The organism is Phascolarctobacterium succinatutens (assembly GCF_023497905.1).
GTDB classification, from domain to species: domain Bacteria; phylum Bacillota; class Negativicutes; order Acidaminococcales; family Acidaminococcaceae; genus Phascolarctobacterium_A; species Phascolarctobacterium_A succinatutens.
The window spans coordinates 387,678-410,148 of the sequence record NZ_CP097284.1; the positions used below are offsets into that span (position 1 = coordinate 387,678).

At 47.3% G+C, this 22,471-nt stretch carries 17 protein-coding genes, 3 tRNA genes and 1 other annotated feature (1 of these 21 running past the window's edge); all 20 genes read left to right on the forward strand.

What is annotated here, in order from left to right:
* Positions 1-73, forward strand: a binding site (T-box leader); it begins 140 nt to the left of the window's first position.
* Positions 74-114: 41 nt separating this feature from the next.
* The 20 genes from M5E81_RS01885 (at position 115) to dusB (ending at position 22,426) form a co-directional block, all read left to right on the forward strand.
* Positions 115-2,769, forward strand: a complete 2,655-nt coding sequence (locus M5E81_RS01885; RefSeq protein ID WP_249747743.1) for a valine--tRNA ligase — start codon at positions 115-117, stop codon at positions 2,767-2,769.
* Positions 2,770-3,156: 387 nt separating this feature from the next.
* On the forward strand, positions 3,157-4,578 hold the full coding sequence (locus M5E81_RS01890) for an ISLre2 family transposase (RefSeq protein ID WP_050787089.1): 1,422 nt from the start codon (positions 3,157-3,159) through the stop codon (positions 4,576-4,578).
* Between the two features lie 176 nt (positions 4,579-4,754).
* Positions 4,755-5,558 (forward strand): DUF805 domain-containing protein, encoded by an 804-nt coding sequence (locus M5E81_RS01895; RefSeq protein ID WP_249747744.1) that lies wholly within the window; start codon positions 4,755-4,757, stop codon positions 5,556-5,558.
* Positions 5,559-5,731: 173 nt separating this feature from the next.
* Positions 5,732-7,036 (forward strand): bifunctional folylpolyglutamate synthase/dihydrofolate synthase, encoded by a 1,305-nt coding sequence (locus tag M5E81_RS01900; RefSeq protein ID WP_249747745.1) that lies wholly within the window; start codon positions 5,732-5,734, stop codon positions 7,034-7,036.
* A 510-nt stretch (positions 7,037-7,546) separates the two neighbouring features.
* Positions 7,547-8,908: an O-antigen ligase family protein gene (locus M5E81_RS01905; protein WP_009145585.1), complete on the forward strand. Its 1,362-nt coding sequence runs from the start codon at positions 7,547-7,549 to the stop codon at positions 8,906-8,908.
* A 465-nt stretch (positions 8,909-9,373) separates the two neighbouring features.
* Entirely contained in the window at positions 9,374-9,982 is a 609-nt protein-coding gene (locus M5E81_RS01910) for a hypothetical protein (protein ID WP_148495334.1), read from the forward strand.
* Between the two features lie 219 nt (positions 9,983-10,201).
* Entirely contained in the window at positions 10,202-11,623 is a 1,422-nt protein-coding gene (locus M5E81_RS01915; protein WP_050787089.1) for an ISLre2 family transposase, read from the forward strand.
* A gap of 197 nt (positions 11,624-11,820) precedes the next feature.
* Entirely contained in the window at positions 11,821-14,418 is a 2,598-nt protein-coding gene (polA, locus tag M5E81_RS01920; protein WP_249747746.1) for a DNA polymerase I, read from the forward strand.
* A gap of 39 nt (positions 14,419-14,457) precedes the next feature.
* Complete coding sequence (mutM, locus tag M5E81_RS01925) at positions 14,458-15,270, forward strand: bifunctional DNA-formamidopyrimidine glycosylase/DNA-(apurinic or apyrimidinic site) lyase (RefSeq protein ID WP_249748085.1); 813 nt, start codon at positions 14,458-14,460, stop codon at positions 15,268-15,270.
* Between the two features lie 12 nt (positions 15,271-15,282).
* Entirely contained in the window at positions 15,283-15,891 is a 609-nt protein-coding gene (gene coaE / locus M5E81_RS01930; RefSeq protein WP_249747747.1) for a dephospho-CoA kinase, read from the forward strand.
* A complete protein-coding gene (locus tag M5E81_RS01935; RefSeq protein ID WP_009145580.1) occupies positions 15,881-16,501 on the forward strand; it encodes a lytic transglycosylase domain-containing protein in 621 nt (206 codons plus the stop codon). The genes coaE and M5E81_RS01935 overlap by 11 nt, the downstream gene beginning before the upstream one ends.
* A gap of 109 nt (positions 16,502-16,610) precedes the next feature.
* Positions 16,611-16,696, forward strand: a tRNA-Leu gene (locus M5E81_RS01940).
* 29 nt (positions 16,697-16,725) lie between these two features.
* Positions 16,726-16,811, forward strand: a tRNA-Leu gene (locus tag M5E81_RS01945).
* A 185-nt stretch (positions 16,812-16,996) separates the two neighbouring features.
* Positions 16,997-17,082, forward strand: a tRNA-Leu gene (locus tag M5E81_RS01950).
* A 127-nt stretch (positions 17,083-17,209) separates the two neighbouring features.
* Positions 17,210-17,800, forward strand: a complete 591-nt coding sequence (locus M5E81_RS01955) for a hypothetical protein (protein WP_009145579.1) — start codon at positions 17,210-17,212, stop codon at positions 17,798-17,800.
* A 7-nt stretch (positions 17,801-17,807) separates the two neighbouring features.
* Positions 17,808-18,299 (forward strand): hypothetical protein, encoded by a 492-nt coding sequence (locus tag M5E81_RS01960; RefSeq protein ID WP_249747748.1) that lies wholly within the window; start codon positions 17,808-17,810, stop codon positions 18,297-18,299.
* Between the two features lie 150 nt (positions 18,300-18,449).
* A complete protein-coding gene (locus M5E81_RS01965) occupies positions 18,450-19,241 on the forward strand; it encodes a transporter substrate-binding domain-containing protein (protein ID WP_009145577.1) in 792 nt (263 codons plus the stop codon).
* A 182-nt stretch (positions 19,242-19,423) separates the two neighbouring features.
* Positions 19,424-20,422 carry a biotin--[acetyl-CoA-carboxylase] ligase gene (locus tag M5E81_RS01970; protein WP_040565102.1) on the forward strand — a complete coding sequence of 333 codons (999 nt, stop codon included), beginning with the start codon at positions 19,424-19,426 and terminating at the stop codon, positions 20,420-20,422.
* 121 nt (positions 20,423-20,543) lie between these two features.
* Positions 20,544-21,320 carry a type III pantothenate kinase gene (locus M5E81_RS01975; protein ID WP_021719714.1) on the forward strand — a complete coding sequence of 259 codons (777 nt, stop codon included), beginning with the start codon at positions 20,544-20,546 and terminating at the stop codon, positions 21,318-21,320.
* A gap of 98 nt (positions 21,321-21,418) precedes the next feature.
* The gene (gene dusB / locus M5E81_RS01980; RefSeq protein ID WP_050787112.1) at positions 21,419-22,426 is read left to right on the forward strand and encodes a tRNA dihydrouridine synthase DusB; all 1,008 of its coding nucleotides are present in this window, start codon (positions 21,419-21,421) and stop codon (positions 22,424-22,426) included.
* Positions 22,427-22,471 lie beyond the last annotated feature (45 nt).

Consider the following 22,471-nt stretch of genomic DNA (forward strand, 5'->3'; position numbering starts at 1 on the left):
CGTTACGTGCATTGAGTGCCTTGTGCAAAAAGCATGAGGAAGATAGGTGGTACCACGATTATTCGCCCTGTCCGTAAAGGACAGGGCTTGTTTATTTTAAGGAGGAATTTTTTTATGTGTGAAGAGCATAATATCCCTAAGGTTTATGATCCTGCTTCCGTAGAGAAGAAATGGTATAAATTCTGGGAAGAGCATCGTTATTTTCATGCCGAAGTAGAAGAGGGCAAGGACGCCTTTAGTATTGTTATCCCCCCACCGAACATCACCGGTCAGCTGCATATGGGCCATGCGCTGGATAATACTCTGCAGGATATTTTAATCCGCTGGCACCGCATGATGGGCCACAACACCCTGTGGATGCCCGGCTACGACCATGCAGGCCTGGCAACCCAGATTAAGGTTGAAGAGGTTATCAAAAAAGAGGAAGGTAAGACTCGTTACGACCTGGGCCGCGAAGAGTTCCTGAAACGCGTTTGGGAATGGAAGGAGCAATACGGCGACCGCATTATCAACCAGCTGAAGCATCTGGGCGTTTCCTGCGACTGGGAGCGTAAGCGCTTCACTATGGATGAGGGCTGCTCCAAGGCTGTTCGCGAGGTTTTCTGCACTCTGTTTGAAAAGGGCCTGATTTACAAAGGCACCCGTATCACCAACTGGTGCGTAAACTGCAACACCGCACTGAGCGATATTGAGGTTGAGCATAAGGATGACCCGGGCCATCTCTGGTACATCAACTACCCGGTAGTTGAAGAAGAAGGCCGCAGCCTGATGATTGCTACCACCCGTCCGGAAACTCTGCCCGGCGATACTGCTGTAGCAGTTAACCCGGAAGACCCGCGTTATGGCGATTTGGTTGGCAAAACCCTGCGTCTGCCGACTACCGACAGAATTATTCCTATTATCGCCGACAGCTATGTTGATACCAAATTCGGTACCGGCGCTGTAAAAATTACTCCATCCCATGATCCTAACGACTATGAGATGGGTATCCGCCACAACCTGCCGAGCATCGTTGTTATCGGCATGGACGGCATTATGACTAAAGAAGCAGGCAAGTACGAAGGCATGACTCGTGAGGAATGCCGTAAGGCGATTGTTGCCGATTTGAAGGCTGACGGTTATCTGGTTAAGGTTGAAGAGCATTCCCATGCTGTTGGTCACTGCCAACGCTGCGGCCATGCTGTTGAATCTCAGGTTTCCACCCAATGGTTCGTTAAGATGGAGCCTTTGGTTAAGGCTGCTGTTGATTGCGTTGAAGACGGTCGTACTCAGTTCGTACCGGAACGCTTCACCAAAACCTATACCGGCTGGATGGATAACATCCGTGACTGGTGTATTTCCCGTCAGATTTGGTGGGGCCACCGCATTCCTGTATGGTACTGCGATGACTGCGGCGAAATGAGCGCCAGCCGTACCGATTTGACTGTCTGCCCGAAATGCGGCAGCGCACATATCCATCAGGACGAGGATGCACTGGACACCTGGTTCAGCTCCGCTCTGTGGCCGTTCTCTACCATGGGCTGGCCGGATAAAACTCCGCTGCTGAAGCAATTCTATCCGACAAGCGTACTCGTAACCGGTTACGATATCATCTTCTTCTGGGTTGCACGTATGCTGATTATGGGTATGGAATTCATGCATGAGATTCCGTTCGACAAGGTATTTATCCATGGTCTGGTTCGCGACAGCCAGGGCCGCAAGATGTCCAAATCCCTTGGCAACGGCATCGACCCGCTGGAGGTTATTGACCAATACGGCGCTGATACCCTGCGCTTTATGCTGATTACCGGCAACACCCCGGGCAACGATATGCGTTTCTACTGGGAGCGCGTTGAGGCAACCCGTAACTTTGCCAACAAGATCTGGAACGCTTCCCGTTTCGCTCTGATGAACATGGAAGGCTACGATGCCAACGCTAAGCTGGCTCCGTATACTCTGGCAGATAAATGGATTCTTTCCCGTCTGCAGCACACCGCTAAGAGCGTTACCGAAATGCTGGAGAAGTTCGAGCTTGGCGAAGCAGGCCGCATGATTTACGACTTCATCTGGGGCGAGGTTTGCGACTGGTACATCGAGCTTGCTAAACCGCGTCTGTATAATAAAGAAAACGCCGAAGAGCGTGCAACCGCACAGCATGTTCTGGCAACCGTACTGACCAGCGCTATGCAACTGCTGCATCCGTACATGCCGTTCATCACCGAGGAAATTTACCAATGCCTGCCGCATGAAGCAGAAAGCATTATGATTTCCAAGTGGCCTGAGGCTGACGAAGCTCTGATGGACGACGAGGCTGAGCGTCTGATGGGCGCAATTATGGAAAGCATTAAGGCTATCCGTAACATGCGTGCAGAAGTAAACGTACCGCCCGGAAAGAAGGTTCCGGCAACCATGCTGGCTGCTGCCGACCTGAAGGACGGCATTGAGGCTAACGCCGACTACATACACCTGATGGGCGCTATCAGCGAGCTGACTGTGCTGGCTGACAATGCTGCTAAACCGGAAAATGCTATGGCTGCAGTTGTAGCAGGCATTGAGGTTTATCTGCCGCTGGCAGGCCTGATTGATGTCGAGAAGGAAAATGCCCGCCTGAATAAAGAGCTGGCTGCTATCGACAAGGAGCTGAGCCGTGTTGAAGGTAAGCTGGGCAACGCCGGCTTCCTGGCTAAAGCACCTGAGGCTGTTATCGAAAAAGAGAAGGCTAAGGCTGAAGAGCTGAACGGTAAAAAGGCTGCGATTAACGAGCGCCTGGAATACCTGAAGACTCTCTGATAAAACCGTACAAACCGTACAAACCGTACAAAACCGTACAAAACCGTACACCCCCTTGCCACACAAGGATTTGGGGCTGTACGGTTTTTGCATGTGTACGGTATGGAGTTGGCGGATATTAAAATGTCCTCATGAAAATGTAGTGAGTACCTCAAAATAGGCTCATGAAATTGTAATAAATGCCAAAAATATCCTCATGAAATTGTTGTCAGTACCCAGAAATAGGCTCATTTTTTGTTGAAGGAGTATTTGCGCAGCTTTGGCAAGTAGGCCTGGCTAGCGTAAAGTTTTTGTAGGAAAAACGGGAAATAAAAATAAAAGAGAACACCAAATTGTGTTATGATTAAGTGACCAAACAAAAACAAATACACAATGGAGGTGTTCTCTTTGCATACTAGTATACAACGTTTTGTCGCATTTGGCACTTATAATTTGCAAAAAGCTATTGAAAAATTTATTTCCCATCCGGAAGACATAGCTAGCTTTGTTAACGATGTTCAACAAGAAGTTCTGAAGTTTGGTCTGGATATTATTTCTGAGACGTTGGAGGATTGCAACCAATTCCTCGTAGAAAGTGAAGCAAGAAAGCAGAAATGGCATGTAGTTCGTACTGACTTGAAGCAGCTACTTACTTCCATGGGACCAATTATATTTCATAAAACTCTATTTAAACATAAGGCAACTGGCAAGAGCGAGTATCTTTTAGATAAATATCTAAAGATAGAGAGCCATGAACGTATTAGTGAGGACGCCAAGGCATGTATCCTTAAAGAAGCTTCTCAGACCTCTTACCGGAAAGCAGGTGAAAACGCCAGCATTCTGGATATGGTGAGCAAACAGGCCGTTATGGACATAGTCCATGAGTTGCATTTCCCCAAAGAGAAATATAGCGGGGAGAAAAAGGTAGTAAAATACCTTTATGTAGATGCTGACGAGGACCATATTGCATTACAGAAGGCAGGAGAATTGCATTCTACAATTACCAAAATGGTATATGTCTACGAAGGCATAGAGTCTGAATATCCTGGAAGCAAACGCAGGAGATTAGTAAATCCACACTACTTCTGTGGCCTATATTCAGGCAAGGAGAATAAAAGGTTATGGGTACAAGTATATAGATATATTGAACAACATTATGATTTAGATAAGATAAAAAGAATTTATATAAATGCGGATGGAGGTATGTGGATAAAAACAGCCTTGTCACACCTAGATAAGTCTAAATATGTTTTGGATGGTTTTCATCTTAACCAAACCCTGTTTAGGATGACAGCATGCCTTAAAGGAGCAGCAGGAGACGCAAGAAGTAGAATTTGTTCTCTGATTGCAGCAGGAAAACCAAAAGAATTGCAGAAATTAGTAAAGAAAATAGCAGAAGGAACGGATACCAAAGCGGATGAGAAGAGGCTATTGGATGGTCTAGATTATCTTCTGAATAATTTCAAAGCTGCCCAAGCTAGATTAAGTAGGGCCAAAGGACTGGTGGCATGCAGCGCAGAAGGGCATGTGAGCCATGTATTGAGCGCTAGAATGAGTAGTAGGCCAATGGCGTGGAGTTTGGTAGGTGCTGATGCAATGGCAAGGCTCAGAGCATACAGCTTGAACGGCGGAAAGATGATAGATCTTGTTAGATTCCAAAAGAAGCCTATTGAAATCGAAGAAGATGAGATTTGCTTTACACCACAACAAATGATTGCTTTTGAAAACAAAGCTCGCAGACCCTATGGTAAATATTTTGATGGAATTCAGTGTGGAGTAAGCTCCCAGACCATTAAAAAGATGTGGTTCCAACACCAAGTTAGACTTTGAGAATGCTTGGCGGCCCTTGAATGGTATGCCAAGCTCGAATAACTTAATTAGTAAGACAAAATTGGTGGAGTCTGTCCTTTTGATTCCTACAGTAAACTGACGCGGCCGTACGCTTTTTACTCTCTTGAATTGCAGTGCTTCTTGGGTTACAATAAAAGAAAAAGGGGGCGATGAAAATGGCTAAATTCTGTACTAATTGCGGAAGTGAAATTAAACCAGGTACCAAATTTTGCGAGAATTGCGGACAAAAGCTGGAGCAGGAGCAAAAGCCGCAGGAGGGAGCAGGCGGAATTGCCGCGGCTGCCGGAGCTGCTGATGCAGCCGGTGCTGCTTCTGGTGCCGATGCAAGCTATAAAAAAAGCATTTGCGACAGCCATGATAATTTTGAGTCGGGAGCTAAGGCTGATGCTGCGCAGGTAAATCATAATACCGATGGTCAGGCAAATACCTATAATAATTTTGCTGCTGATAATCAGCAAAAGTTTGCGGATGAACGTTTTGGCAGCAATGATGATAACGGTTCTGCCGCTTATAATACACCGCCGAGAGCAGGCAAGAAGTTTTTGAATCTTGGCGAAGGCCTGGACCTGCTGTTTAAGGACAGCAGTGCGGATAAGGAAGCTGTTTTCAAGGAGCTGTTCTTTACGTCTGAGGGACGCTTGAACCGCAAGTCATATATTTACAGAAGCTTTTTCCTGTCAATTGTGCTTTTTGTAGTGCAGGGAATTTGGTCCTTTGCAGCCGATACTTTCGGCGCTCTGGATCTTCTCTTTTCGATTGTCGCTTTTGTGCTTGGTATATTCCAGCTGGCAGCTAATATTATGATGGGCGTGCGCCGCTTGCATGATTTGGATAAATGCGGCTGGTGGATGCTGCTTTTGATTGTGCCGCTGGTTAACCTTTTCTTCTGCCTTTATCTTCTGTTCTTCAAGGGAACGGAGGGGCCGAACCAATACGGGGACGACCCTTTACAGCAGTAGGCTTGCATTGGCAGCTAAAAGCTGCTATATATAATGTATAAGTATTTCGCTTAGCAAAATAGTCGCTCGTCCTTGGGGACGCAGCGGCTATTTTTGTGCTTTTCGCAAGACGCAGTGCGCAAAACTATGTTATAATAAACTGTTAGTTAATTATTAATGGAGGCGTAAGCACAATGAATTATACAGAAAGCCTGGCATATTTAGACAGCCTGGGCAAATTTGGCATTAAGCTCGGTATGGAGCGTATTGAAGGACTTTTGCGTGAGCTGGGAAACCCGGAGCAAAAGATTAAAACAGTGCATGTAACCGGCACTAACGGTAAAGGCTCTGTTACCAGCATGATTACGAGTATTCTGCTGGCAGCAAACCTGAAGGTGGGCAAGTTTACTTCCCCGCATCTGGTGAAGTACAACGAACGCATTAACCTCAACGGCAAGGATATCAGCGACGAGGATTTTGCTATGGCAATTACTGCGGTAAAGGTTGCTGCTGACAGCGTTGTCAAAAAGGGCGTCTGCGAGCAGCCGACGCAGTTTGAGATTTTGACGGCTGCAGCGTTTTTATATTTTTATCTGCAGAAGGTTGATTACGCCGTTATTGAGGTAGGCATGGGCGGCCTGTGGGATTCCACCAACGTAATTACGCCGGTGGTCAGCGTTATTACCAATGTTGCGCTGGACCATACCGACCGCTGCGGCAAAACGCTGGAGCGCATTGCTATGCAGAAGGCAGGCATTATCAAGGAGAAGGTGCCTCTGGTTACCGCTGCCGAGGGCAATGAAGCTCTTGGTCCTATTGTAAGCCTGGCTATGTTTAAGGAAGCGCCTGTTTATCTTTACGGCAAGGCTTTTCACGGCACGGAGGTAAAAAGCTCGATGGAGGGCCAGGCCTTTACGCTGCATGCAGGCGATTTTTATCATTCCGATTATGAAATCAAGCTGCCGGGCGAGCATCAGATTAAGAATACGAGCGTAGCTATTGTGGCTGCCAAGCTGGTGAGCAAGCAGGATGACCGCATTAACGAGCTGGCGCTGCATGTGGGCGTGGCCAATACCGTTTGGCCGGGACGTTTGGAGCGCATTCACAAGAACCCGGATATTATTCTGGACGGTGCGCATAACCCTGACGGTGCCAAGGCTCTGCGTAATGCTTTGGATAAATATTATCCCGGCAAGCAGGTGCAGTTTGTCTTTGGTATGATGGGGGACAAGGATATGAGCGGTGTTATCAAAACGCTGATTAATCAGGATGATGTTGTTTATACCGTGCGTGCCGATGAGGGTGCGCGTGCTGCGGAGGCTGCGGATTTGGCGAAGCTGGTGGGCAGCAATGCTGTGGCGGAGGCTAATCTTGCTACGGCGTATGATGCTGCTATCCGCGGGGCAGGCACTGACGGTGTTGTATGTGTTTGCGGCAGCCTGTATCTGGTGGGCGAGTTTAAGAAGATGCTGCTGGCGGATAAATGTAGAATGAACTGAAGGCGATATTGAGGTTTATTGACTTCGGGAACGAGTATCTGCGTCGCAATTAAATATCGTTCCAGTCAGAAGCAATTTTCCCGTGCCTGAGGGCACAACGCAAATTTCGTGTGGAACCAGGACGAAGCTTCGGTAAAATTTGTCAGATAGTAACAATATGTTACGTCCCCTCGCTTAGCGGTTCGTGTCAAACCAATCAGCTGCGCTCTTTGAGCTTGCTTCTTGGGACACTATCGCATGGCGCGCATGAGCCAATCAGCATCGTCCTGCGGACTCGCTTCTTGGATGCGCCCGCATATGGTTCCGGACACTCATTTGCTAAAATTGCTATTCCTTACACGATATATTAATTGCTCGTTAAGGCTGTTTGCTAACCTTCTTGCCTGCCCCTCGGGGAAGGTGCCGAGCGTAGCGAGGCGGAAGGTGGCGTATCTGCGTCGCAATTAAATATTGCGCTACGATATATTAATGGCTTGTTTAAGAAAATAGAATCTTTTGTTAGGGTGTATCATGACAAAACTGGCAAATTATCTCGAAAATAAAATATGGTATATGCTGCTGTTTACTGTGGCGGTTATTCCACTGGAACAGGAATTTACCTCCTTCTGTGTGGCGATGACCTTTATTGGTGCTGTGATTGTAGCGCATGTTAAGGGACTCCCGCAGCAGGAAAATGTGCTGAAGCCGTGGCAGCAGGGAGCGTTTTATCTTCTTTTGCTGATATCGGTTGGTTCGGTATATTTTTCCTTGGACAGATTTTTGTCCTTCTGGAATCTTATCTATGTTGTAGGCCAGTATGCGGCACTGTTTTTTGTGCTATTGCGTTACGGCCGCAGCAGTGAGCAGGACAGGGCGCATCTGACTGCCTGCGAGGCTGAGCCGCTGACGCAAAGTGAGGCCTGGAAAAATGCTGACGTCAAGCAAAGGCTTGCGCTTGTGTGGCAGCGCTTCGGCACTTTGCCGCGTCCTTTGCAGCTCATCAGTGCTTTTTTAGGTGTATCGCTGTTGGTGAGCGCCATCGGTATTGCGCAGAAGATTTTCGGCGTTACGGCCGAGGGCATCTGGGTGGACCCGGCGCAGTTCCCTGATTTGAAGGTGCGTGTTTTCTCTACGCTGGTTAACCCCAATATCCTGGCAGGCTATCTGGTGCTGGTTGTGGCTTACAGTACAGCATTTTTCAATCAGACGAAGGCGTATAAAAAATGGCGTCTGACGTTTCTTATTACAGGACTTTTGGCAGCAGTCTGCCTGCTTTATACATATTCACGCGGCAACTGGGTAGCCTGCGCTGTGATGCTGCTGGCGTTCTGCGTGCTGTTCTGCCGTAAGGCTTTTATTCCTGTCCTTGGCGGCGGGGCGGCGGCTCTGGCGCTTGGCGGTCAGGCGGTGCTACAGCGTCTGGAATCTATTCGCGGCGGTTATGGCGGTGATACCTCGATTGCTCTGCGCATGGCTTATTTGAAGAGCACCAAGTGGATTATCGAGGAATTTCCTTTGGGAGTAGGCTGGTACGGCTATCGCTTTGTTTATCCTACATATAATTTCTATCTGGCGGACAAGAACGTTATCATGTACCACTGCCACAATATCTTCTTGAATATCTGGGCGGAGCTGGGTGCGCATGGTCTGCTGATTTTTCTTGTTATCTGGTTCGGAATTTTTCTGCCTGCAGGCTGGAAGCTGGCATATCATGGACGCAGCTTGTGGCTGAAGGCTATGGGACGAGGTTATGTGCTGGCAACAGTAGGCATTATTATTGGCGGATTGACTGACCATGTTTATTTCAATACTCAGATGGGATTGTTATTTTGGACTTTGGGTGGCCTGACTTTGCTATGTGCCGGAATCAATAAATGCTCAGACGAGGAATAAAAAATGCTCATTAAAAAGGCATCCTGAGAATCATATGAATAACGATTAGATATAATCCAAAAAAAGTTGCATAATTTTCAAAAATACTAGACAAAAACGCTGTATTATGGTATAATTATGTATAAAGAAAGTGGTTTTTAAAACTGCTCTGAGAACGGAAAAATTTATTACGGCTATTTGTGATATGTGAAGCTCAAATAGCCGTAAAAAATAGCGATAAATTTTGCGAATAAAGAAAAGAATCTGAATAAAGAGAATTATGAATTTATACTAGGGGTAGTATAAATAGATAACTTCTATAATCAGGGAAAGGAGAGTAGCCTTAAAAGGCATGGGGAGAAGATAAGTATATAATCTATTATTTAAGGAAGGGATGATGCAATGTATAAGTGCAAAGATGCAAGCACTAGGGAAATCATTGCTTTTCAAAAAACTTATTGTGAGAGCCTGGCGGCAGCCATAGGAATGAACAATAAGTTTCGTATTCAGGTGGAGTCTTACGAGGAGCTGCCGCCATGGAGTTTTGTTTATAATGCTGATGGCAGCGATCGCTTTTTGAAGGATGATATAATTATGCTTAAGGTGTGCGATTTGGAAAAGAGAATTGCCTATTATCCGGTTTTTCCCGAAAAAAGGGGCCTTAAACTGCTCCAATGCTGGGAAATGGCAGTGCCGCCGAAGCTGACTGCATTTGAGAAGGAAGGTGAAACGGAAGGCAATATACATCGTGCCAACCAAAGCTTGCGTAATCTTATTGCCTTTGCCCGTTTGTTTATGCTGTCGCAAAGCCGTTGGCATAAGCCCATGGCTTATAGCTTTAATAATATTATTTCACAATTATACCTTGTTCCGGAGTCGGATGTTGCTCCGGAAACAATTAAGCTCATTAATGATGTAATCGGCAAATATATCAGGGATAATTCTCAGGAGCATTATATTAAATGTGATAATTTACAGGATTTTATAGATTATATTAAAACCAAGTATTCTCTGGTGACGTTTAAATCGGATGATTTTTCACTTTTAAGGAAAATACTGCACGACTATTATCCGGTAGAAAAAATATATTTTTAGACAGTAGCTTAGCGCAGAACTCGGCATGCAGACAGTTCTGCGCTTTTGTATTGTATGTATATCAATGCGGCAGTTTATGCCGAAGTTTAGCCTTTCTTACATTTTAGGCTAGCGTAAAGTTTTTGTAGGAAAAACGGGAAATAAAAATAAAAGAGAACACCAAATTGTGTTATGATTAAGTGACCAAACAAAAACAAATACACAATGGAGGTGTTCTCTTTGCATACTAGTATACAACGTTTTGTCGCATTTGGCACTTATAATTTGCAAAAAGCTATTGAAAAATTTATTTCCCATCCGGAAGACATAGCTAGCTTTGTTAACGATGTTCAACAAGAAGTTCTGAAGTTTGGTCTGGATATTATTTCTGAGACGTTGGAGGATTGCAACCAATTCCTCGTAGAAAGTGAAGCAAGAAAGCAGAAATGGCATGTAGTTCGTACTGACTTGAAGCAGCTACTTACTTCCATGGGACCAATTATATTTCATAAAACTCTATTTAAACATAAGGCAACTGGCAAGAGCGAGTATCTTTTAGATAAATATCTAAAGATAGAGAGCCATGAACGTATTAGTGAGGACGCCAAGGCATGTATCCTTAAAGAAGCTTCTCAGACCTCTTACCGGAAAGCAGGTGAAAACGCCAGCATTCTGGATATGGTGAGCAAACAGGCCGTTATGGACATAGTCCATGAGTTGCATTTCCCCAAAGAGAAATATAGCGGGGAGAAAAAGGTAGTAAAATACCTTTATGTAGATGCTGACGAGGACCATATTGCATTACAGAAGGCAGGAGAATTGCATTCTACAATTACCAAAATGGTATATGTCTACGAAGGCATAGAGTCTGAATATCCTGGAAGCAAACGCAGGAGATTAGTAAATCCACACTACTTCTGTGGCCTATATTCAGGCAAGGAGAATAAAAGGTTATGGGTACAAGTATATAGATATATTGAACAACATTATGATTTAGATAAGATAAAAAGAATTTATATAAATGCGGATGGAGGTATGTGGATAAAAACAGCCTTGTCACACCTAGATAAGTCTAAATATGTTTTGGATGGTTTTCATCTTAACCAAACCCTGTTTAGGATGACAGCATGCCTTAAAGGAGCAGCAGGAGACGCAAGAAGTAGAATTTGTTCTCTGATTGCAGCAGGAAAACCAAAAGAATTGCAGAAATTAGTAAAGAAAATAGCAGAAGGAACGGATACCAAAGCGGATGAGAAGAGGCTATTGGATGGTCTAGATTATCTTCTGAATAATTTCAAAGCTGCCCAAGCTAGATTAAGTAGGGCCAAAGGACTGGTGGCATGCAGCGCAGAAGGGCATGTGAGCCATGTATTGAGCGCTAGAATGAGTAGTAGGCCAATGGCGTGGAGTTTGGTAGGTGCTGATGCAATGGCAAGGCTCAGAGCATACAGCTTGAACGGCGGAAAGATGATAGATCTTGTTAGATTCCAAAAGAAGCCTATTGAAATCGAAGAAGATGAGATTTGCTTTACACCACAACAAATGATTGCTTTTGAAAACAAAGCTCGCAGACCCTATGGTAAATATTTTGATGGAATTCAGTGTGGAGTAAGCTCCCAGACCATTAAAAAGATGTGGTTCCAACACCAAGTTAGACTTTGAGAATGCTTGGCGGCCCTTGAATGGTATGCCAAGCTCGAATAACTTAATTAGTAAGACAAAATTGGTGGAGTCTGTCCTTTTGATTCCTACAGTAAACTGACGCGGCCACATTTTAGTTACATATTTTCTTGCCTCGCTATGATATAATAATTACATTAATGTTTATTCTATGTGAGCGGCATAGAGGAGGAGCAGTTATGGCAGATAAATTTTTAGTAATAGATGGCAGCAGCTTAATACATAGAGCGTTTTTTGCTTTGCCGCCGCTGACTACGCGTCAGGGTATCCATACGGGAGCAGTGTACGGACTGTGCAATATGCTGCTGAAGCTTTTGGATGAGGTGAAGCCTCGTTATATGGCGGTTGCCTTTGATAAATCGCGCAAAACATTCCGCAGCAAGCTGTATGCGGAATATAAGGCGCAGCGTAAGCCTACTCCGAGCGAACTGAGCGAGCAGTTTCCTTTGGCGATGAAGGTTTTGGAATGCATGGGAATACGCACGCTGGAGCTGGATGATTATGAGGCCGATGATATTATCGGTACTTTTGCCGTGCAGGCACCGCCGGAGGTTTATGTTATCATTGTTACCGGTGACCGCGATGAGTTGCAGCTTATTGATAAGCGCACCAAGGTTTTTTATACCAAGCGCGGCATCAGCGATATTCAAGTTTTTGATGAGGCAGAATTTGCCGCCAATTACGAGGGCCTGCAGCCTAAGCAGCTGATTGAGCTGAAGGGCCTGATGGGCGATACCTCGGATAATATTCCCGGCGTTCCGGGCGTAGGTCCTAAAACAGCGATGAAGTTGATTAAGGAATACGGTAATGTGGAAACGGTGCTGGAGAATATCGAAAAGGTTTCCGGCAAATCGTTAAAGACGAAGCTGACGGACAACAAGGAATCTGCCTTACTGTCGAAGCAGCTGGCAACAATCTGCACGGAAGCACCTGTTGATACCGCTGTGCAGACTTATGAGCTGCAGCCGATTAAGGAGGAAGCACGCACCCTGATGCAGGATTTGGAGTTCCGCAATATGTACGAGCGCTTTGCCGTGGTACTTGGCGGTGCGCAGGACAGCTTTGACCTTTTCGGTGAAGCTGTTGAGCAGGAAGGCCTGCAGCAGATTGCTGTCAATACGCCGCAGCTGGCAGAGGAGCTTTTTGCAGCCTTGGGAAAAGCAAAGCAGCCTGTTACCGTGCATGCGCAGGTAGCAGGACAGCTGCCGGAGCTGTATTTCAGCAGTGCCGAAATTTTGGCTGATAATAAAATTTATCTGCTGGACGCGCAAAGCGGCTGTTGGGATAAATTCGACAGCTGGCTGTCAGACGCAGGCAGCAAAAAGATAACGATAGACAGCAAGGAGCTTTATAAATGCTGCCTGTGCCGCAAGGTGAAGGTGCAGGGAATAGTTGATGATGTTGCCCTGGCAGGCTATGTTGCCGACCCCGGCCACAGTTCCTACAGTCTGGAGGATTTGAGCCGCCGCAATCTGCCGGGAGTACTGGCAACGCCTTGCGAAAATCTGCTGCAGCTCGCATCCAAGCTGCGCAGCATGTTGGCTGAGCAGCAGCAGCTTAAGCTGTACGAGGAATTTGAGCTGCCTTTGGCACCGGTGCTGGCGCAGATGGAGTTTGCCGGTATTACGCCGGACAAGGAGCTTTTGCTGCAGCTGAACGAAGATATGGGGCACCGTATTGCCAAGCTGGAGGCATTGGCACAGGAGCAGGCGGGCGAAGAATTTAACCTGAAATCTCCCAAGCAGCTGGGCGTGATTTTATTTGAACGCTTGCAGCTGCCGGTAATCAAAAAGACGAAAACAGGCTATTCTACCGATGCCAAGGTATTGGAAGCACTGGAAGGCAAGCATCCGCTGATTGCTACCATTCTGGAGCATCGCAAGCTGGCGAAGCTGCAATCCACATATCTGGAAGGACTGCAGCCGTTGATTAATCCCAAAACGGGACGCATTCATACGCACTTCCAGCAGACTGTAACGGTAACAGGCCGTTTGTCCAGCACTGATCCTAACCTGCAGAACATTCCTGCACGCACGGAGGAGAGCAGACAGATTCGCCGTATTTTTGTTCCGGGCGCAGGCTATGACCTGCTGATGAGCTGTGATTATTCGCAGGTTGAGCTGCGTATTCTGGCCTGCATTGCGCAGGATGAGCTGCTGTTGGAGGCCTTCCGTCATGGTCAGGATATCCATGCGCGCACCGCTGCCGAGGTTTTCGGTGTGCCGCTTGACGAAGTAACGCCTCAAATGCGCAGCCGTGCGAAGGCTGTTAACTTCGGCATTGTTTACGGTATCAGCGACTTTGGGCTGGCCAAGCAGCTGGATGTCGGCCGCAAGGAGGCAGCAGGCTATATCGCCAGCTACTTTGAGCGCTATACAGGTGTAAAAAAATATATGGAAGATATTGTAGCCGAGGCACGTGAGCAAGGCTATGTCAGCACGCTGATGGGACGCAGACGTTATCTGCCGGAAATCCGCAGCAGTAATTTCAATCTGCGCAGCTTTGCGGAGCGTACCGCTATCAACACCCCGATTCAGGGAACTGCCGCAGATATTATGAAGAAGGCAATGATTGCCGTACAGCGCGAGCTGGATAAGGCGCAGTGCAAGAGCAGAATTTTGCTGCAGGTACACGATGAGCTGGTGCTGGAAGTTACTGAGGATGAGAAGGAGCAGGTAGCGCAGCTTGTGCGCACAGCCATGGAAGGTGCTGCGTCACTGGATATTCCGCTGCTGGCCGACGTTAATTGCGGTCGTGACTGGGCGGAAACAAAATAACGGATACTTTACGGAAAGAGGGGAAGACCTGTGCCGGAAATGCCTGAGGTGGAGCAGGTGCGCAAAACACTTGCGCCTCATATAGAAGGAAAGAAAATTTTAGCAGTAGAGATATATTTGGAGCGATTGATAAAATATCCTCAGCCTGATGCCTTTATCAAAGGACTGGTGGGCAAAACTATCAGCAGCGTGGGCCGACGCGGTAAATATCTGGTGCTGCATACAGCACCGAAGCAGCAGCTGATAGTGCATCTGCGCATGACAGGCGCGCTGTTGGCGCAGCCGTCAGCCGCACCTGCCCCGGCTTATGCTAAAATCAAGTTCACGCTTTCCGATGACGTAACAATGTGGTTCACGGATATCCGTACCTTCGGTACGCTGTATCTGGTAACCGATAACGATACATATATTGAAGGCTACGAAACGCTGGGACCGGAGCCGCTGAGCAAGGGCTTTACTGCCGGATATCTGCTGCCGTTGGCGCAAAAAAGCAAGAAGGCTATCAAAAGCTTTATTCTGGATCAACAGATTATTGCCGGCCTTGGCAATATTTATGCCGATGAATGTCTGGCTCTGTCCGGCATTCTGCCTATGCGCAAAGCCTGCAGCCTGAGTGCTGCTGAGGTAGGGCGCTTGTGTGAGGCAGTCAATGCGGTAATCGCGCAGGGCATCAAAAATCGCGGCACAACCTTCCGTGATTATAAGGATGGCGAAGGAAATAAGGGCGATAACCAGAATCATCTGTTGGTATACGGCCGAGGCGGCAAGCCCTGTAAAAAATGCGGTGCGCTGCTGCAGACAACCAAGGTCGGCGGCAGAGGCACGGTTTATTGTGAGCATTGCCAAAAGTAGGAGTGGAGAATAATGATAACAATAGGTTTGACGGGAGGTATTGCTTCCGGTAAAAGTACAGTTTCTGCAGAGCTGCGCAGCCTGGGACTGCCTGTTTTTGATGCGGATGCCGAAGCACGTCTGGCGGTAGCTGTAGGCAGCGAAGGTCTGGCGCAGGTGATTGCCGTATTGGGCAAGGAATATCTGAGCGAGGAAGGAACGCTGGACAGAGCCAAGGTTGCCGAGCGCATTTTTCATGACAAAGAAGCGCTGAAGGCAGTGGAGGCGATTATCCATAAAATAGTCTGGCAGCAGGCAGAAAGCTTTTTGGCTGCAAGCAGCAAACAGGGATATAAGGCAGCGGTGCTGGATGTGCCTCTGCTGATTGAATGCGGCTGGCACAAGAATGTGGACAGCGTGTGGCTGGTATCCGTCAGCCGTCAGCAGCAGGTTGAAAGAGCAATGCTGCGCAGCGGCATGACTGCGGACGAGGTGAATGCGCGTATTGAAGCGCAGATGTCATTGGCAGAAAAGATAAAATATGCCGATGTAGTATTGGATAACAGTGGCAGTCAGGCGGAAACCATGCAGGCTGTGCGTTCGCAGCTGGAGCTGCTTTTGGGTGGCGTCAGTGAAGAGTAAGCGCAAAGCCCGCAGCAGACGGACTAAGACACACGGAAGGCTGTACAGATGGCTGCTGCTTCTTGGCGTGCTGCTTGTCATAGCCTTCGGCGGCTGGAAGGTCTGGAGCAGCGATACTGTGCAGATGCGTTTCGTTTATATGTGGGATCATCAGCAGGATATTGTGACCTACAGTAAGAAAAATAATGTAGATCCTTTTCTGGTTGCTGCCATTATCAAAAATGAAAGCAATTTCAAGCATGATGCTGTTTCCAAAGTCGGAGCTGTAGGACTGATGCAGATTATGCCGGAAACAGGACGTTGGATTGCCGAGCAGATGGGCCTGGAGAATTATCAGGACAGTGATTTGTACCAGACGAGAAAAAATATCCGCATGGGCTGTTGGTACGTAGGCGAGCTGGAGCACGAATTTCAGCATAACCTGGTGCTGCTGATGGTGGCCTATAATGCGGGGCGCGGACAGACGCATGAATGGATGCAGGAAAACGGCTGGGACTATAATTTCAATGATATAAAATCTATTCCTTACCCTGATACCCGTGAATATGTAGCTAAGGTTATGCAGGATAGGGATAAATATTATCTGCTTTATAAGGATAAGATAAAATAATAGCAAAAGAAGATTTTATAAATTTTTTTCGCAAGGTTACTTGACGAACGCGTCAGAGTATGCTATTATATCTATGTTGCTTATGACAGCAACGAAGTGAATAAAGCATGCGGTAGTGGCGGAACGGCAGACGCGCTAGCCTCAGGAGCTAGTGGGGGAGACCCCGTGGAGGTTCAAATCCTCTCTACCGCACCATTTTTATTTATGAACTTTATCCCAAAGACGCGGTCGTGGTGGAACGGCAGACACGCCACTTTGAGGGGGTGGTGGGAGAAATCCCGTGTGGGTTCAAATCCCACCGACCGCACCAACATTGAATTAATGAGGACTTATGTTAACGCATGAGTCCTTTTTTGTTTTGTGTTTTGGGGTGGTTTATAAGAAGATGGTTTGGCAGATATTTTTTGAAAAAATTTAGAAATAGTGTTGACAAGGTATATGGTTTGTGTTATTATATCTATGTTGCTTATGACGGCAACGAACTGAATACAGTATGCGGTAGTGGCGGAACGGCAGACGCGCTAGCCTCAGGAGCTAGTGGGGGAGACCCCGTGGAGGTTCAAATCCTCTCTACCGCACCATTTAAATCTCAGGTCTAAGAGCATGGCTCTTGGGCTTTTTTGTTTTGCTTGCGAAAGCTCTGCAAGTATGAGAAAATGTAAGCATAGTATGAGCTTCTGACAATAATATCTAAGGGAGTGTGTGCTTATGGTTTTTGATAAACTGCAGAGTATAAACAGAAAAACTGCTGCTGTGTGTGTGGCGGCGCTGCTGACAGGCTTTATTGCCGGGGCAGGCTATGCTTGGAGCAGCAATAAAACCTCGCCGCATTATAATACGGCGAAGCTTACGAGCGAGCTGCATTATGCCAAGGTGGAAACAGGCAGACTGCAGTGCGTTGTGCTGCAGGATAAGGCTGCGATGTACAGTGCCCCGTCAGGTCTGCATGGCAAGGTTATTGATTATCTGTCTGCCGGTGTTAAGCTGGATTATATTGATACAGTTTCCAGTCAGGATAAGGATGAACGCTATGCTGTTACGGAGCAGCAGCTGCAGTTCCGCAAGTTTTTCGGAAGGCGGCATATTATTCCTGCCGGTACGCAGGTACTTGTGTTGCAGGCGGACAGAGGTAGCGGTGAAACCAAGGGACGTGTTTTGGTTGATGACAAGGAATATGACCTTGATTTTTCTACCAATCTGCTGCGTTTTCCTTATGTAGGCCAGTGGAAAAAGGTTGAATTCAACGGCAAGCCGGGCTTTGTGAAATACAATGCGCTTTCGGATGCGAAGCTGATGTGAGGTGGGCATGATGAGTAATAAGCTGGTAATGAGAATTGCGGCATTGCTCTGCCTGCTGGCGGGCTTTGCAATCGGTATGAATATTTTTGGACTGAAGGACAGAAGCTACAGTGTGAAGGAGGGCGACAGCTTTTACAGTCAGCCTTCTGTGACTGCTCAGCCGGCAGCAGGCTTTGCCAAAAGCGAGGAGCTGGATGTGACGGATAAGCTGGAGCTTGCGGCGCCTACTGCGGTGAAGGTACTGCAGACTAAGATAGTAGAGGATAAAAACCGCACTAAATATCAGCTGCGTGAGGGCGATGTTTATAAGCTGGTGGAATCACGCATGGATAAGGCGAATACCCCCTGCGTTATTGAGGTACAGACGGTGAATGGAGCAACTGCTAAGCTGGAGGTTGACAAGACCTTGCTGCAGCCGGTTGATGAAGGCACGTGGCTGCAGGTGCGCAGCAAGGGCGGAGCAGGTGCCTGGGTGCGTGTGCAGAGCAAATGGTATTAGAGGATTGCTTGTGTAAACAGCTTAACACTTTTTCTTTAATTAATTTCATTTCTGCAAAAAAGTGATAAAATTCTAGCTAATTGGCGATAAATATTGTATAATACATCCAAAATATCTGCTGTATAGCAGATAAGAAAGAAGGATGGTAGTATGGTAAACTTAAAGAAATTATGTGTAGGTGCGCTGTTGGCAACGACAATTTGCGGTATGGGTGCTTTGACTCCGAGCGCAGAGGCAGGAAAAATTGAAGATGTTCAGGCTAGAGGTATTTTGCTGGTCGGCAGTACCGGCGATTATAAGCCTATGAGCTATCTTAATAAAGAAACCGGCAAGTATGAAGGCTTTGATGTTGAGGTAGCGGAGCTGTTGGCACAGTCCTTGGGTGTTAAGGTGCAATATGTACCGACTACCTGGAAAACACTGCAGGCTGATACAATGGCCGGAAAGTTTGACATTGCTATGTGCGGTGTTACAAGAACCTTTGCCCGTGAACAAAAAATGAATATGTCTCATGGTTATCTGACATTCGGTAAGACTATTCTTTGTCGCAAGGCTGATGCAAAGAAATTCACATCTGAAGCGGATTTGAATAAGAATAGCGTTCGCGTTATGGTTAATCCCGGCGGCACTAATGAAAAATTTGCTCTGAGCAATCTGCCTAATTGCACACTTTTGGTACATCCGCAAAATGCAGAAATTCCTGCGCTGATTGCCGAAGGCAAGGCTGATGTTATGATTACCGAAACTATGGAAGCACGTCGTTATGTGCGTGATGATGCCCGTCTGGCAGCACCTCTGCTAGATGATCCGTTTACGAAAAATCACTTTGGTATCTTGATGGCTAAAGGTGATCAGGATTGGCTGAACTACGTAAACTTCTTTATGGAAGAAAAGGATATGGATGGTACGCTTGATAAGCTGGAGGACCAGTATATCAAATAAAGGTTGATTTATGAGCCGCTGCACTTAGGTGTGGCGGTTTTTTACTTTTATCGAAGGCATCGTTCACTTTAGACTTGACTTTTGGTTAACCTGGTGTTACTCTTTGCATATCGGAATGTCTGCATAGACAGACTTTAGACTGATAACGAAGAGTATTAAGAGAATCGGAGAGGATGATATATATGCGTAAACGTATTTTGGAGCTGCTGCGAAACAGTAAGGGGACACCGGTTTCCGGTGAAGAGATTTCCAAGGAGCTGGAGGTTTCGCGTACTGCTATCTGGAAGCATATCCAGGCATTGAAAAACGAGGGCTACGAGATTGAATCTGTGCCTAAGCGCGGTTATATTCTGCGCGAGGTGCCGGACCGTCTGTTCCCGCAGGAAATTTTGTCCCGTCTGCAGACCAAATGGCTGGGACGCAATATCTGCTATCGTGACAGCGTTGATTCCAGCAATAACCTGGCTAAAGCACTGGCCAACGAAGGCTGCGAAAACGGTCTGCTGGTAGTAGCGGAGGAGCAGGGCGCAGGCAAAGGACGTTTATCCCGCGGCTGGATTTCCCCTTATGCGAAGGGTATCTGGTTTTCCGTGGTGCTGAAGCCGCCGTTCCTGCCGCAGGAGGCTTCTAAATGTACGCTTTTGGCAGCTGTTGCCGTAGTAAAGTCTATCAACAAGATTGCCGGTGTTCATGCCGCTATCAAATGGCCTAACGACGTTCTTCTGCTGGGACGCAAGCTTGTAGGCATCCTGACGGAAATGAATGCCGAATTCGGTCATATCAATTATGTTGTTATCGGCACCGGCATCAACACCAACGCTTCTCCCGAGGATTATCCCGAAGAAGTACGCGACCTGGCTGTTTCCGTGGCTGATGCCGCAACGGAGCCTTTTACCAGAGTAGAGCTTTTGTGCGATATCCTCAAGAATATGGAGGACCTGTATGAAACTGCGGTACAGGATGGCTTTGGCCCTGTATTTGATGAATGGCGCCGTTATTCCTGCACCTTAGGTCAGGAGGTAAAGGTTATTGCCCCTGATATGACTTATTTCGGTACTGCCGAGGATATTGATGAAGAAGGCCTGCTGATTGTACGCCGCGAGGACGGCAGCAAAGAAAAGGTTGTAGCCGGTGATGTTTCTATTCGTCCGGCGAAGGCTAAGGGGAATGAGTACGCGTAAAACGGTAAGCGTTAAATAGCTACAATTTCTTCTTGCAATATTTCCGCTTTGTGGTAAAATAAAAAAGGCTTTTATGCCGTATTTTGCGAACGGAACGCAGATTTCCGAGGAGGAACTTAGAATGTTACTTGTTGTGGATGTAGGAAATACAAACATCGTAGCCGGTGTTTTCGAGGATAAGACTTTAAAGGTACACTGGCGCTTTTCTACAGACCGTTCTAAAACTGCAGATGAATTTGGTATTATGCTGCGCAGCATGTTTGCTTATAGTGATGTGGAAATGGATAAGATTTCTTCCGTCATTATTTCCAGTGTTGTGCCTCCGGTGCTGATTCCCTTGTGCCACATGTGTGAGCGCTATTTCGGCATTAAACCGATGGTTGTAGGACCTGGCGTTAAAAACGGCATTTTCATTAAATATGATAATCCCAAAGAGGTTGGTGCAGACCGTATTGTCAACGCTGTGGCAGCCTTCCATAAATTCAGTCATCTGGGCAAGCCGATGATTATCATTGATTTCGGTACTGCCAACACCTTCTGTGCTCTGCTGCCGACAGGTGAATACCTGGGCGGTGCTATTGCGCCCGGCATCGGCATTTCTACAGAAGCGCTCTTCCAACGCGCAGCGAAGCTGCCGCGTATCGAACTCGTTAAGCCTAAATCCGTTATCTGCCGTAATACTGTAAGCTCTATGCAGGCAGGTGCTATTTACGGCTTCGTAGGTCAGATGGAGGGCATTGTCAACCATATGAAGAAGGAGCTCGGCGGTGATGCTTACGTTATTGCTACCGGTGGCTTTGCCAATACTATGGCTGCAGAATCTGATTGTATTGATGTTGTAGAACCTTTCCTGACTTTGGACGGTCTGCGCATTCTGTACGAAAAAAACGCTAAATAAGAGCAGGGATTTATTCCGTCGCTCGTGAGAAAAAAAGTTGAAGCTGTCGTGAGTAGCGTTTTGCTGCGCGGCAGCTTTTTTCGATAGGAGTTATTTTTATGAATATTGGTAATATAGAGCTGTCTGCACCGTTGGCGCTGGCGCCGATGGCAGGCATTACGGATTTGCCGTTCCGCCTGATTTGCCGCCGTCTGGGCTGCGGCATGACCGTGTCGGAGATGGTGAGCGCCAAGGGACTGCTGTACAAAAACGTCAAGACTACCGAAATGCTGCGCATTGATGATGGCGAGCGTCCGACGGCGATTCAGCTTTTCGGCAGTGTGCCGGCGGAGCTGGCGGAGGCTGCACGCATGGTAGAGGCCAGCGGTGCAGATATGATTGATTTCAATATGGGCTGCCCGGTGCCGAAAATTGTCAATAACGGCGAAGGCTCGGCGCTGATGAAGAATCCGCAGCTGGCGCATGATATTCTGGCGGCGATGGTGAAGGCCGTCAAGATTCCGGTGACGGTAAAGTTCCGTGCGGGCTGGGACGATGCCAACCGCAATGCGGTGGAGGTTGCGCGTGCCGTGGAGGCAGCAGGCGTGAGCGCTGTTGCCGTACACGGGCGTACACGCCAGCAGTTTTATGAGGGCAAGGCTGACTGGAGCATTATCGCCGACGTGAAGCAGGCCGTAAAGGTGCCTGTATTCGGCAACGGTGATATTTTTACGGTAGCGGACGGATTGCGGATGCTGGAGCAGACAGGCTGCGACGGACTGATGATCGGACGCGGCGCTGACGGTAACCCGTGGCTGTTTACCGCACTGGCGGCAGCATTGCGCGGCGAGCCGCTGCCGCAGCCGCCTTCTTTGAAGGAGCGTCTGGCGCAGGCGGCGGAGCATCTGGAAATGCTCAGTGCTTACAAGAACGAAGTGGTTGCGGTAAAAGAGATGCGCCGCCATATTTCTGCTTATCTTAAAGGCATGCCGCATGCAGCGGAATTCAGAGGACGCTTTCATAAGGTTGATACGCAGGAGCAGTTTTCGGAGCTGTTGGCGGAATACAGCGAATGCGCGCATCGCTATTATGAAACAGAAAAACATTTTGCATCTGGCATTGTCTAAGACGCGCAAATATGTTAAAATAATAATTTGTAAAAGAAGCATTTA

Bases quoted from the DNA above. Each gene is read 5' to 3' on its own strand.
- M5E81_RS01885 (WP_249747743.1), top strand. From the start codon at position 115: ATGTGTGAAGAGCATAATATCCCTAAGGTTTATGATCCTGCTTCCGTA.
- M5E81_RS01895 (WP_249747744.1), top strand. From the start codon at position 4,755: ATGGCTAAATTCTGTACTAATTGCGGAAGTGAAATTAAACCAGGTACC.
- M5E81_RS01900 (WP_249747745.1), top strand. From the start codon at position 5,732: ATGAATTATACAGAAAGCCTGGCATATTTAGACAGCCTGGGCAAATTT.
- M5E81_RS01905 (WP_009145585.1), top strand. From the start codon at position 7,547: ATGACAAAACTGGCAAATTATCTCGAAAATAAAATATGGTATATGCTG.
- M5E81_RS01910 (WP_148495334.1), top strand. From the start codon at position 9,374: ATGAACAATAAGTTTCGTATTCAGGTGGAGTCTTACGAGGAGCTGCCG.
- polA (WP_249747746.1), top strand. From the start codon at position 11,821: ATGGCAGATAAATTTTTAGTAATAGATGGCAGCAGCTTAATACATAGA.
- mutM (WP_249748085.1), top strand. From the start codon at position 14,458: ATGCCTGAGGTGGAGCAGGTGCGCAAAACACTTGCGCCTCATATAGAA.
- coaE (WP_249747747.1), top strand. From the start codon at position 15,283: ATGATAACAATAGGTTTGACGGGAGGTATTGCTTCCGGTAAAAGTACA.
- M5E81_RS01955 (WP_009145579.1), top strand. From the start codon at position 17,210: ATGGTTTTTGATAAACTGCAGAGTATAAACAGAAAAACTGCTGCTGTG.
- M5E81_RS01960 (WP_249747748.1), top strand. From the start codon at position 17,808: ATGATGAGTAATAAGCTGGTAATGAGAATTGCGGCATTGCTCTGCCTG.
- M5E81_RS01965 (WP_009145577.1), top strand. From the start codon at position 18,450: ATGGTAAACTTAAAGAAATTATGTGTAGGTGCGCTGTTGGCAACGACA.
- M5E81_RS01970 (WP_040565102.1), top strand. From the start codon at position 19,424: ATGCGTAAACGTATTTTGGAGCTGCTGCGAAACAGTAAGGGGACACCG.
- M5E81_RS01975 (WP_021719714.1), top strand. From the start codon at position 20,544: ATGTTACTTGTTGTGGATGTAGGAAATACAAACATCGTAGCCGGTGTT.
- dusB (WP_050787112.1), top strand. From the start codon at position 21,419: ATGAATATTGGTAATATAGAGCTGTCTGCACCGTTGGCGCTGGCGCCG.